At 66.0% G+C, this 11941-nt stretch carries 13 protein-coding genes; 4 read left to right on the forward strand and 9 right to left on the reverse strand.

Annotation, left to right across the window (positions count from 1 at the left end):
- Window positions 1-5: 5 nt before the first annotated feature.
- The 6 genes from HBJ55_RS12180 to HBJ55_RS12205 form a co-directional block, all read right to left on the reverse strand.
- Window positions 6-230: a hypothetical protein gene (locus HBJ55_RS12180; protein ID WP_240936085.1), complete on the reverse strand. Its 225-nt coding sequence runs from the start codon at window positions 228-230 to the stop codon at window positions 6-8.
- A gap of 186 nt (window positions 231-416) precedes the next feature.
- Complete coding sequence (locus tag HBJ55_RS12185) at window positions 417-1349, reverse strand: prenyltransferase (RefSeq protein WP_167114918.1); 933 nt, start codon at window positions 1347-1349, stop codon at window positions 417-419.
- Window positions 1350-1355: 6 nt separating this feature from the next.
- Window positions 1356-2021, reverse strand: coding sequence for an alpha/beta hydrolase (locus tag HBJ55_RS12190; protein WP_167114921.1), 666 nt, complete (start codon window positions 2019-2021; stop codon window positions 1356-1358).
- A 132-nt stretch (window positions 2022-2153) separates the two neighbouring features.
- The gene (locus HBJ55_RS12195) at window positions 2154-3923 is read right to left on the reverse strand and encodes an SLC13 family permease (RefSeq protein ID WP_167114924.1); all 1770 of its coding nucleotides are present in this window, start codon (window positions 3921-3923) and stop codon (window positions 2154-2156) included.
- A 203-nt stretch (window positions 3924-4126) separates the two neighbouring features.
- Window positions 4127-4333, reverse strand: a complete 207-nt coding sequence (locus tag HBJ55_RS12200; protein WP_010629501.1) for a cold-shock protein — start codon at window positions 4331-4333, stop codon at window positions 4127-4129.
- 175 nt (window positions 4334-4508) lie between these two features.
- A complete protein-coding gene (locus tag HBJ55_RS12205) occupies window positions 4509-6185 on the reverse strand; it encodes a GMC family oxidoreductase (protein WP_167114927.1) in 1677 nt (558 codons plus the stop codon).
- Window positions 6186-6350: 165 nt separating this feature from the next.
- Between HBJ55_RS12205 and HBJ55_RS12210 the strand changes: the two genes are divergently transcribed.
- Window positions 6351-7256, forward strand: a complete 906-nt coding sequence (locus HBJ55_RS12210) for a LysR family transcriptional regulator (protein WP_167114930.1) — start codon at window positions 6351-6353, stop codon at window positions 7254-7256.
- A gap of 148 nt (window positions 7257-7404) precedes the next feature.
- Here HBJ55_RS12210 and HBJ55_RS12215 read toward each other — a convergent pair whose 3' ends face one another.
- Window positions 7405-7878: a PepSY domain-containing protein gene (locus HBJ55_RS12215; protein WP_240936086.1), complete on the reverse strand. Its 474-nt coding sequence runs from the start codon at window positions 7876-7878 to the stop codon at window positions 7405-7407.
- A 137-nt stretch (window positions 7879-8015) separates the two neighbouring features.
- Here HBJ55_RS12215 and HBJ55_RS12220 point away from each other — a divergent pair, with 137 nt between their 5' ends.
- From HBJ55_RS12220 to HBJ55_RS12230, 3 genes are read left to right on the forward strand one after another with little or no spacing between them, the layout of a single operon-like run.
- A complete protein-coding gene (locus HBJ55_RS12220; RefSeq protein WP_167114937.1) occupies window positions 8016-8405 on the forward strand; it encodes a PepSY domain-containing protein in 390 nt (129 codons plus the stop codon).
- The gene (locus HBJ55_RS12225; protein WP_167114940.1) at window positions 8402-9073 is read left to right on the forward strand and encodes a response regulator transcription factor; all 672 of its coding nucleotides are present in this window, start codon (window positions 8402-8404) and stop codon (window positions 9071-9073) included. The genes HBJ55_RS12220 and HBJ55_RS12225 overlap by 4 nt, the downstream gene beginning before the upstream one ends.
- Window positions 9070-10434, forward strand: a complete 1365-nt coding sequence (locus HBJ55_RS12230; RefSeq protein ID WP_167114943.1) for a sensor histidine kinase — start codon at window positions 9070-9072, stop codon at window positions 10432-10434. The genes HBJ55_RS12225 and HBJ55_RS12230 overlap by 4 nt, the downstream gene beginning before the upstream one ends.
- Here the strand turns inward: HBJ55_RS12230 and HBJ55_RS12235 are convergent.
- Together HBJ55_RS12235 and HBJ55_RS12240 are read right to left on the reverse strand one after the other, a co-directional pair.
- Window positions 10431-11237, reverse strand: a complete 807-nt coding sequence (locus HBJ55_RS12235; RefSeq protein ID WP_167114946.1) for an ABC transporter permease — start codon at window positions 11235-11237, stop codon at window positions 10431-10433. The genes HBJ55_RS12230 and HBJ55_RS12235 overlap by 4 nt on opposite strands.
- Window positions 11234-11941, reverse strand: a 708-nt coding sequence (locus HBJ55_RS12240; protein WP_167114949.1) for an ABC transporter permease, incomplete at its 5' end; no start/stop codon positions are given. The genes HBJ55_RS12240 and HBJ55_RS12235, both read right to left, overlap by 4 nt.

Raw genomic sequence — 11941 nt, forward strand, 5'->3', positions numbered from 1 at the left:
CCGCTTCAATGATGGTTGCGGTTGACGACCTCTTCGATCATGGCTTCGAGTTCGTCGCCTGTCCCCTTTTCCAACATGGTCTGCGCTTCGTGATAGAGACACAGGAAGCGCTTGCAGGAGGCACAGAACACCTTGTCATCCGGGTTATGAACCTTCGAAACACGATAGAGGTGGCTACCGCAGCTCGGGCAGGCCACGGGCAAACGCAACTCCTCAGACATATCGGGCATCATCACAATCTCCTTGTGCTGCTGACCAGGCACTATTGATTACCTTGGGATCGTTCCTGCCCGACTCAACCCCTGAGTTCAAACAGGCAGGTCCACTTCCCTAAGCCTGTCAGAGTCCGAGCTTGTCTGCCATATCGTCTGTCGCCGCGCCGGGATCCCGGCCAGCCTGGCAGAGCAGGAAGGGCCTCAGGCGGCGACAAGAAGCCCGATGTTGAGCAGGGCCAAGCTCGCCAACAGCAGCGCGACGTTGAGCCCCATCAGCGGCAGCAGCGGCGCCAGTTCGCCCCGCTCGACCTCCGGCGGTAGCCGCCACAAGCCACGCACCAGCCACACCAGGGCGGGTAGAATCAACCACATCAGCCAGGCTGCGCCCGGTAGAGCCCCGGCCAGCCAGGCCACTGGCACTACGCCGAAAGCCAGGGCCAGCAGCACCGCTACCAGCCGCGCGGCACGCCGCGGGCCCAGGCGGATCGCCAGGTGGTCGCGCCCCACCCGCCGGTCGGCATCGATGTCGGGCAACTGATTGATCAGCAACAGCGCGCTGACCATCAATGTGGGTACCAGCGCAGCCGCGAGAGCCGTGGACGTTAGCGCGCCGGTCAGTGCCTGATGGGCACCCAGTACCATCAGCAGGCCGAAGCCCACCCCGGGTGCGAGCAGGCAGAGCCAGGGGCGGCGAGTCAGCCAAGCGGTGTAGGCCAGGACCAGGCCGAGTCCCAGCAGGCCGTAGAGCAGCACGACCGGCCCCGCCCGCCACAGGAACCAGACGCCGATCAGCACCACGCCCAGCAGGCAGGCGAGCGCCGCGGCATGCACCGACTCGGCGGCTTCGGGCCGTTCGGGCAGAGAGCCGCTGCCGCCGGAGAACGGCGTGCGTTCGGTCATCTCGTCCAGGTCGGAGTGGAAATCGTGGTGCTCGTTGAACAAGTTGACCGCAGCATGGGACAGCAAGGCGCCGAGCAGCACCAGCAGCGCATCGACAGTGGCGAACGAGTAGCCGTCGGCGAGGGCCGCGGTGATAGCGAGCCCTGCGCACAGCGGTGCCAGGATCAGGAAGTTCGGCCGACTGCTGCGCAGGCAGGCGCGCAGCAGCGATGCATCGGCGGTGGTGTCGCTCATGGACTGTCAGCCCAGCCGAGCGTTCAGCCAGTTGGCGACATCGCCTACCTGTTGCGGGCACACCGCGTGCGCCATGGGGTAGCTCTGGTAGTGGACCGGATAGCCCAGGCCCTGCAGGCGCTGGTAGGCCGCCTTGCCCAGCGACTCGGGCACCACCGGATCGAACGAGCCGTGATGGATCTCGATCGGCAGCTCGCGGTTGGCCTCGTCAAGCGTGATGGTGTCGGCGGTGGCGAAGTAGGTCGACATCGCCAGTAGCCCGCCCAGCGGCTCGGCAAAGGAGAGCGCAGCCTGGTATGCCACCGCTCCGCCCTGGGAAAAGCCGGCGAGAATGATGCGCCGGCTGTCGATGCCGTGCCCGATCTGCTCCTGCACCAACTCCTGGATACGCTCCGCGGAGGCCACCAGTTGCCGGGTGTCGACGCGACGGTCGAGGCTCATTTCGTGGATGTCGTACCACGCCGGCATCACCATGCCGCCGTTGATGGTGACCGGCAGCCGCGGCGCGTGGGGCAGCACGAAGCGTACGTTGAGCCCCTGCGCAAGCGGCAGCGCCGGCACCAGTGGCTCGAAATCGTGACCGTCGGCGCCCAGGCCGTGCAGGATGAAGACACAGGCATCGGCCGGACGACCGCTCTTCGGCTCGATGATCAGTTCGCCGGATTGGCTCATGGTGTTCTTCCGTAGGTAATCGAAAAACGACACCCTAACCCAAAGACCTGTTCGCGGCGAGCCCGCCGCAATGGCTTCGCCGCGGGATACCCAAGAGACAAGCCTGCACTTCGAGGGCGGCATGGACTTCGCTCAGAACGGCCACACCAGCGGAATCAACGGCAGTGCCACCGCTGCCGTCAACAGGTTGAGTGGCCCGCCCACGCGCAGGAAGTCGCTGAAACGGTAGCCGCCGGGCCCATGTACCATCAGGTTGGTCTGATAGCCGATCGGAGTGAGGAAGCTCGCCGAGGCGGCGAACATTACCGCCACCACGAAGGGCATCGGGCTGACCCCAAGGCTCTCGGCGCTGGCCACCACCACCGGAAAGGTAATGACCGCCGCAGCGTTGTTGGTCACCAGCTCGGTGAGCAGCGCCACCAGCAGGTAGGTGCCGATGAGCAGCAGCCAGGGGCTGCCATCGGCCAGGCCCAGCGCCAGCCCGGCCAGGGCAGCCGCCGCCCCCGAGCTTTCCAGCGCCGCCCCCAGGCCGAAGGAGGCGGCAATGGTCAGCAGCACCTGTGTATCGAGCCCGCGTTTGGCCGCCCCCACCGAGCAGCAGCCGCTGGCAAGCGCCAGTGCAGCACCCAGCATGGCAGCGTTCATCAGGCTCATGACGCCGAAAGTGGCGAGCACAACCACGCCCGCCAGGATGCTCCAGGCTATCCAGGCCTTCTCGTGGACCGGGCGTGCCGCACCGTTGACCTGGCTGATCAGCAGGAAGTCCCGCGACTGCCGGTGGCGCTCGATGAAAGGCGGGCGCGCCTCGAGCAGCAGCACATCGGCGGGCTGCAGACGCACCTGGCCCAGGTTGCCGGCCACCCGCTCGCCACCGCGGCACACCGCCAGCACGGCGGCACCGTAAAGGGTGCGGAAATGGCCATCGCGAATGCGCTGGCCGACGAACTGGCACTGGTCCGACACCACCGCCTCCACCAGGCGACGTTCGCGAAACTCTTTCTTCAGGCTGGATTCCCCGTGGTACGACGGCACCAGGCCGCGAATCTGCTGCAGCTCTACCGCGCCATCGGAAGTGCCGGCGAACACCAGCCGGTCGCCCCCCTTGAGTCGCTCACCCGGCCCCACCACGCTGACCACGTTGCCGTCACGTTCGATCTCTACCAGAAACAGCTCCTGAAGGTGCCGCAGGCCGGCCTCCTCCACGGTTCGGTTGACCAACGGGCCGGCAGAGTCGACTTCCATCTCGATGGTATATTCGCGTGGGTTCTCGAAAGCCTGTCCGACATCGCGCCGCTGCGGTAGCAGGCGTGCGCCTGCAAGCATCAGGTAGAGCAGGCCGACAACGGCCACCGGCACCCCCACCCAGGCGATGTCGAACAGGCCCATGGTCAGCTCGGGCCGACGCTCCATCAGCAAACCATGAACCACCAGGTTGGTACTGGTGCCAAACAGCGTAACGGTGCCACCCAGGATCGAAGCGAAGCTGAGCGGCATCAGCAGGCGATGGGCCGGTAACTGCAAGCGTCGACTCCAGCTCAACACCGCGGGAACGTAGGTGGCCACGATCGGCGTGTTGTTGAGAAAGCCGCTGAGAGCGGCCACCGGCAGTATCAGTCGTGCCAGCGCGCCACTCTCGCTGCGCGGCCGCCCGAGCACGTGGCGAATGATCAGGTCGATGCCACCGGTCTCGCGGATGCTCGCCACCAGTACGTACATGAAGGCGACGGTGAACAGGCCGGTGCTGGAGAAACCGCCCAGCGCCTGGGCCGGGTCGATCACGCCGAGGGTCAACAACAGGATGACCGCCCCCAGCAATACGATATCGGGGCCGAGGCGGGAGAACGCCATCAGTGGGAAGACGGCAAGGACGACGACAAAAGCTAGCCAGGCATCCAGCGGCATGGGAAAAGTCCGTGCACAAGGGGAACGTCGGGCTATTGTGCACTGCCGCCGCTTATTCTAAAAAGTTATTTTTAGAAATTCTAAAATAACCAAATAATATAATCCGATGGAGAGATTTCAAACGTGGCGCAAACGAAAAAGGCCCGCTTTCGCGGGCCTTCTCTGCCACCTGGGTGGCACATCAGTTCATGGTAAGCCGAAGCTTAGCCGATGACCTTGATGTTGGAGGCCTGAAGGCCTTTCTTGCCCTGAGTGACGTCGAAGGAGACCTTCTGACCGTCCTGCAGAGTCTTGAAGCCGTCAGCCTGAATCTCGGAGAAGTGAGCGAACAGGTCGTCACCGTTGTCGTCCGGAGAGATGAAGCCGAAGCCCTTGGTGTCGTTGAACCACTTGACTGTGCCAGTTGCCATTATCGAATTCCTCTAACAGCATTGATTTTCCGGGAGATACCCGAGTTGCAGTGGGTAAAACAAGAAACTTTTCACCGGGAAATCGACGCCAAGAGCGTTTCGATGACCACTTGCGATGTTCGACTTGCTAACCAACTGCGCGCAGTTTGCGCTCTTCGCGCTCCCAGGTCAAATACTATTTTGCCTGTGTGTCAGGATTCTTACCATCGCCAAGAATCCAGCCCGCCGCCTTCTCGGCAATCATCAGCGTCGGCGAATTGGTGTTGCCGCTGGTGATGGTGGGCATGATGCTGGCATCCACCACCCGCAGCCCCACGACGCCGCGCACCCGCAGGCGGGCGTCCACTACCGCCATGGTATCGTCGTCGCGCCCCATCTTGGCCGTGCCTACCGGATGGAAGATCGTGGTGCCGATGTCGCCGGCCAGCCTGGCCAGGTCATCGTCGCTCTGGTACTGCACGCCGGGCTTGACCTCCTCCGGGCGGTACTTGGCGAAGGCCGGCTGCTCGGCGATACGCCGCGTGACCCGCAGCGAGTCCGCCGCCACGCGACGATCCTCCTCGGTACTGAGATAGTTGGGCGCGATGGCCGGGGCCTGTCGCGGGTCGCGGCTCTTGATGCGCACGCTGCCGCGGCTGGTGGGGTTGAGATTGCATACGCTGGCGGTGATTGCCGGATAGTCGTGCAGCGGCTGGCCGAACGCCTCCAGACTCAGCGGCTGTACGTGGTACTCGAGGTTGGGGTGCGTGTAATCGTCGCTGCTGCGGGTAAAGATGCACAGCTGTGAGGGCGCCATGCTCATGGGGCCGGTACGGCGCAGCAGGTACTCCATGCCGATCCTGGCCTTGCCCAGCCACGAGGCGGTCAACGTATTGAGGGTCTTGGCCCCCGTGACGCGATAGACCGAGCGAATCTGCAGATGATCCTGCAGGTTCTCGCCGACGCCGGGCAGTTCATGGACCAGCGGGATGCCGTGCTCGGCCAGGAGATCCGCCGGACCGATACCGGACAGTTGCAGCAACTGCGGCGAGCCGATGGCGCCGGCGGCCAGGATCACCTCGCGCTTCGCCCTCACCTGGACGATGGTGCCGTCGCGCTCGAGCTCGACGCCGCAGGCGCGGGGCCGTCGACCCTGTTCGGTTTCGAACAGCAGCCGGTGCACCTGGGATGAGTGCCACAGGGTGAAGCTGCTGCGTTTCTCGCACACCGGGCGCAGGAAGGCCTTGGCCGCGTTCCAGCGCCAGCCGTCGCGCTGGTTGACCTCGAAGTAGTCGACGCCCTCGTTGTCGCCGCGGTTGAAGTCACGGGTGCGTGGAATGCCGGCCTGAACCGCCGCTTCGGCGAAGTCGTCGAGCACTTCCCACTTGAGGCGCTGCTTCTCCACCCGCCATTCGCCACCGTGGCCGTGGTAGTCGCGGTGGGCGGCATCGGCATCGCCGCCTTCGTCCAGGCGATAGTGATCCTCGTGCTTGATGAAGTCGGGCAGGCAGTTTTCCCAGCGCCAGGCGTCGTCGCCCGCCGCCTCGGCCCAGCCGTTGTAGTCGCGGGCCTGGCCGCGCATGTAGATCATGCCGTTGATGCTGGAGCAGCCGCCCAGGGTCTTGCCGCGCGGGTAGATCAGCGAACGGCCGTTGAGGCCCTTGTCCGGCTCGGTCTTGAAGCACCAGTCGATGCGGGGATTGTTGATGCAGTAGAGGTAGCCCACCGGGATATGCACCCAATGGTAGTTGTCGCGTCCGCCCGCCTCGACCAGCAGTACCCGGTTGGCAGGGTCGGCGCTGAGGCGATTGGCCAGCAGGCAGCCGGCGGTACCGGCGCCCACCACGATATAGTCGAATTCCTGCTCTGCCATGGCATGCTCCCTCTCGATGGTCCGTGCTCGGCGAACCGGGCCGCACCATTGCATCGTTGTTATGTCGTGAGTCCAGACTACCGCGACCGAAGCCAGGATCAATTGAGTAATATCAAAGCCAGATATAAGCTTTGCTCATATCACTCACTTGCGTGGCCAATTTGCATGCATGACCTCCAGGCCCTGCGCGCCTTCGTCACCGTGGCCCGGGAAGGCAGCGTCTCCCGGGCCGCCGCACGGCTGCACCTGACCCAGCCCGCCGTGAGCCTCAAACTCAAGCATTTCCAGGAGGAACTGGGGCTGACGCTGTTCCGCCGTCGCCCCCAGGGGCTTGCGCTGACCGACGATGGCCAGGCCCTGCTGCCGGCGGCAGAGCGCGCACTGGCCGCCATGGCCGCCTTCGAACAGAGCGCCCGTGCCCTCCACGGTACGCTGCACGGCAGGCTGCGCATCGGCACCATCGTCGATCCCGAGTTCATACGCCTGGGCGCCTTCCTGCACCGCCTGGTGGAGAGCGCGCCGCAGCTCGAGACCGAGCTGCAGCACGGCATGAGCGGCAGCGTGCTGGAGTGGATTCGCCGCGAGGAACTCGATGTGGGCTTCTTCCTCGCGCCGCCCGGTGAAGGCCCCGGCCCGGAGGCGCCGGAGATCGATTATCGTGAGCTGACCCACTTCGATTATCACGTGGTGGCACCGCCCGGCTGGGGCAGCCGAGTGGCCGCCAGCAACTGGGCGAGCCTGGCCGCCCTGCCGTGGATCGTCACACCGACACTTTCGGCCCATTACCGGCTGCTGCATGGCGTGCTCGGTCCGCTCGGCCTGACGCCCAACGGCGTGGCTCAGGTGGATCAGGAGGCATGCATGCTCGACCTGGTCCGCGCCGGGGTCGGCCTGAGCCTGGCCCGCGACGCCCTGGCCATGGCCGAGCGCCAGGAGCGCGGCCTGACGGTCGTCGAAGGCGTGCGCCTGCCCTGCGCTCTGTGCTTCGTGTGGCGGCGCGAGCGCAGCGAGGAGCCCGCCATCGCCGCGGCGCTCGAGGTGCTGGAGAGCGCGTGGGGTGGCCAGCGCTGAGAAAGAGCGCCCCTCCTTCTCAGGATAGGTAGATAGGCAAGGCCCGCCGCGCTTCCCGCGACGGGCCCTGCGTTACGTCTGCTCGCTTTCTCGATAGCTTGTTCTGGATAGCTTGGAGCGTCGCCGGGGCAGCCCCCGGCGAATAGCCTCAGTCGCGCTCCACGTCGGTCGCGCCGCTCTCGCCCTGCTGGCTGCGCACCTCGATCTCGCGTCCGTCGGCGTCGCGACCCTCGATCTCGATGCGGCCATCTCGGTCGACCTGGATCTCGTCGAATTCGGCCAGGCCTTCGGCCATCGCCGCCTCCATGGCCATACGCACATCGTCCTCGCTCATGCCCCAGGCATCGCCCCCGCGGCGCTTGCGCTCCTCTTCGAGGGTTTCGCCGCTCTCCAGCGACAGGCGCACGTCGGCCTGCCACTCTTCATCGAGCCAGCCCTCGATCTCGACGCTGTCGCGGCCCTTGGCCTCGATTTCCTGATAGTGCTGAAATCCGAAGGATGCGGCCTGATCCAGCACCTCATCGAGGCGATCAGACGCCAGGCTGCCATCATCGGCCTGCGCCGTGGTGCCGGCGAGCATCAGGGTGGCCAGTGAGCCGATCAGGATCATCTTGCGTTTCATGGTAGTGCCTCCATTCATGGTCACGTTCTAGGTGCCCCCGTTCAGGGAACAGCTCAAGTTTTACCAGCGGCCACCTTGCCCGAAGCTGACGGCGACGTTCATGCTGTGTTCATGTCAGGCCCGGCATCCTTGGCGACATGACGACACGCTTCCTTAGATCACTGCCTTCCCGCTGGCTCGCAGCGCGCGAGCGTCGAGCGCTGCCCATCTTGTTGCTGTCGGCGCTCTTCGGCCTGACGGCGAGCCATGGCCTGGCCGACGATCACTGGCGCGACCTGCATGAAGCGGTACGCAGCGGCCGCCTGGTCGCCCTGCCCGAGATCCTCGACTGGCTCGAAGCGCGCTACGCGGGGCAGGTGCTCGAGGTGGAGCTGGAGCGCGACGACGGCCGGACGATCTACGAGGTGGAGATGCTCGGCCCCCAGGGCCAGGTGGTGGAGTTCGAATTCGACGCCGAGAGCGGCGAGCTGATCGGCATGGAGGGAGTCAACATCGACGGCATGCGGCGCAAGGAGGAGGCGCAATGAAGGTGCTGCTGGTGGAGGACGACGCCGCGCTGGCCGAGGCGTTGACGGAGGCACTGCACGAGGCCGGCGTGCTGGTCGAGCGGGCCGCCAGCGGCAGCGAGGCCGATTTCCTGGTGCGCACCGAAGCCTACGATGCCGTGATCCTCGACCTGGGGCTGCCCGACGGCGACGGCAGCCGCTGGCTTGCCGAGTGGCGGGAAGACGCCATCGAACTGCCGGTGCTGGTGCTGACCGCCCGTACCCGCTGGGCCGACAAGGCCGCTGGTTTCTCCGCCGGCGCCGACGACTACGTCACCAAGCCCTTCGAGACCGCCGAAGTGCTGTTCCGCCTGCGCGCCCTGGTGCGCCGCAGCCACGGCCACGCCCATCCGGTGCTGCGCATCGGTGAGCTGGCCTTCGATACCCACACCGGCAGCGTCAGCCTGGCCGGCCGACCGATAAGCCTGACCGCGCAGGAGTCTCGCCTGCTTGCCTATCTGGCTCATGCCGCCCCTAGAGTGGTCAGCCGCAGCGAACTCGCCGAACACGTCTACGACCGCGATCACGAGCCCGACTCCAACGTCATCGACGTCCAGATCAGCCGCCTGCGCCGCAAGCTGGGGGCCGAGCGAATCGAGACCCGCCGCGGCCAGGGCTACCGGCTCATCGACAGCGCCGAGGCCTCATGAACCGGCTACACCGACTGTCGCTGGCCAGCCGGCTGATACTGGCCACCCTGCTGGTGCTGGCGCTTACCCTGCCGCTGGCGGGCCTCGGCCTCGCCCAGCACTTTCGCACCACCGCCACCGGCGCCTTCGACCGCCAGTTGGAGGCGCTGCTCAACGTGGTGATCGCCGGGCTAGCCTGGGACAACGTGCAGCAGCGGCTGGTGCAGGAGCGCAACCTCGGCGACCCGCGCTTCGAACAAGTCTTCTCCGGCTGGTACTGGCAGGTCAGCGACGGCGGCGAACGAGTGCTGACTTCGCGCTCGCTATGGGACCAGCGCCTGCCCGTACGCGAATCGACCGGGGTGGTCCGGCATGACCTGGAGGGCCCGCGCGGCGCACCGCTGCGTGTCGTCGAGCGCGACATTCACCTGGCCCCGCTCGAGGCGCCGCTGCACGTCAGCGTAGCGGCGCCGCGCGAGACGCTGGACCTCGAGCTGGACCGCTTCGCCCGACTAGTGGCGCTGTCGCTCGCCGGCCTGGGCCTGCTGGTGCTGACGATGCTGGCGCTGCAGGTGCGCTGGGGCCTGGCGCCGCTGCGGCGCATGCAGGGCAACCTGGTGCAGGTCGAGAACGGCGATGCCGAAAGGCTCGACACCCGCCTGCCCGCCGAACTGGCTCGCCTTGCCGGCGCCACGAACGCCGTGCTGGCTCGTGACCGGCGCCTGATGGAGCACGCCCGCCATGCCGCCGGGAATCTGGCTCACGCCCTCAAGACCCCGGTAAGCGTGCTGACCACCCTGGCCGATGGCATCGAGGAGCCGCGCCGCACCAAGATGCGCGACGAGCTCGAACGCATCGACGACGCCGTGCGCCACCATTTGGCCCGTGCCACCGCGGCGGGTGACGTCGGCCTGGCCCCCAAGGTCGCGGTGGCCGAGGTGCTGGCTCCCATTCTCGACGGCCTGGGGCGGCTTGCCGGTCGCCGCGGCGTGCAGCTCGAACACAGCCTGCCGGACGGCCTGCGCGTGCGAATGGCGCCCCAGGACCTTCAGGAGCTCGTCGGCAACCTGCTGGACAACGCCCTGCGCTGGGCGAACGGTCATGTCCGCCTGGAGGGGCGTACCGGGGACGACGGGATCTGGCTCTGCGTGAAGGACGACGGCCCCGGCATGGACGAAGCTCAGCGCCAAGCCGCCATGGGCCGAGGTGCACGCCTGGACGAGCGGCGCTCCGGTAACGGCCTGGGGCTGGCCATCGTCGCCGACCTGGTGACGCTGCACGGCGGCCGGCTGCAACTGGATGCCTCTCCCCTGGGCGGGCTGGCCGCTCACGTCTGGCTACCGGTTCGGCCGCTCGCCGCGGTTCCGGCAACGGTGGATTAGACCCCTTTCACGATTCGTGCCGCTTCCCGCCGCCGCTTGAGTTCGTAGACGACGGCAAACAATACGGTAATCAGGATCAGGATCAGCCCTAGCGCGTTGACCGCAGGCGTCAGCCCGGTACGCACCTTGGAGGCGATGTAGACCGTCAGCGTGGTATCGTAGCCGACCACGAACAGCGTGGTGTTGTAGTTCTCGAAGGATTGCAGGAAGGCGATGACGGCCGCCGAGTAGAGCGCCGGCTTGAGGTACGGCAGCAGGATGCGGCGGAACATCTGCCACTGGCTGGCACCGAGGTCCAGCGCCGCGCGCTCCATGGTGCGGTCGAACCGCTGCAGGCGCGCGGTGACCATCAGCATCACATAGGCCGCGATGAAGGTGGCCTGGCCCAGCACGGTGAGGAAGATCCCACCACTGACGCCGAACTGGCGCCAGAAGATCAGCGTCGAGATGCCGATGATCACGCCGGGCGTAAGCAGCGGCGAGAGGATCAGGGCGTAGAGGAACGGCTTGGCGCGGCTGGAGACGGTATTGAGAAACAGCGCCGTGGCGATGCCGATCGGCACCGCCACCAGCAGCACGCCGGTCGCCACGATCAGGCTGTTGCCGAGCGCCTGCCACATGCCGCTGTCGGCGGCGAGCTCGCCGAACCAGCGCAGCGTGGTGCCGTCCCACGGCGTCACCGTGGGAAATCGGCTGTCGTTGAAGGTCGCCGCCGCCATGATCAGCAACGGCAGGAACAGATAGGCGAAAAAGATCACCACATAGAAGCGCAGGCCGAAGGCGAGGAAGCGTTGCGAACTCATCTTCCGATGTCCCCCAGACCAACTTTAAACACTTTCATCACCAACGACATGAAGCCGATGCACAGTACCAGCAGCAGGAAGGCGTAGGCCGCGCCCTGGTTCCAGTTGCCGCCCTCGAAGAACCAGTTGTAGATGATTTGCGTGAACCAGCGGCTGCCCGGCGAACCGAGCAGCGCCGGCACGGCGTAGCTACCCGCCGCCAGCATGAAGGTCATGATGCAGCCGGTGGCGATGCCCGGCTTGGCGTGGGGAATGACGATGCGCCGATGGGTGCGCACGGTGCCGGCGCCGAGATCGCGGGCGGCGCGCACCTGGTTGTCGTCGAGGCTCTCGATGGCGTTGTAGAGAGGGAACACCATGAACAGGATGTAGGCGTAGACCATGCCCACCATGACCCCGCCGTTGCCGCTGAGGAAACGGATCGGCCGCTCGATCAACCCCAGCGCCATCAGCACCTCGTTGAGCGGGCCGCGAAACGCCAGGATGATGAACCAGGAGTAGGTGCGCAGGATCTCGTTGATCCAGAACGGCACGATCAGCAGCAGGATACACAGCGCGGCCTGGCGCGGGGTGGCGACCTTGGCCAGGTACCAGGCCAGCGGATAGCTCACTGCCAGCGTCAGCAGCGTGACCAGCACGCTCGACCAGATGGTCTTGAAGAAGATGGCGCGGTGGATGTCGTTACCGAACAGGGTGGCGTAGTT

The organism is Billgrantia bachuensis (assembly GCF_011742165.1).
Classification (GTDB): Bacteria; Pseudomonadota; Gammaproteobacteria; order Pseudomonadales; family Halomonadaceae; genus Halomonas; species Halomonas bachuensis.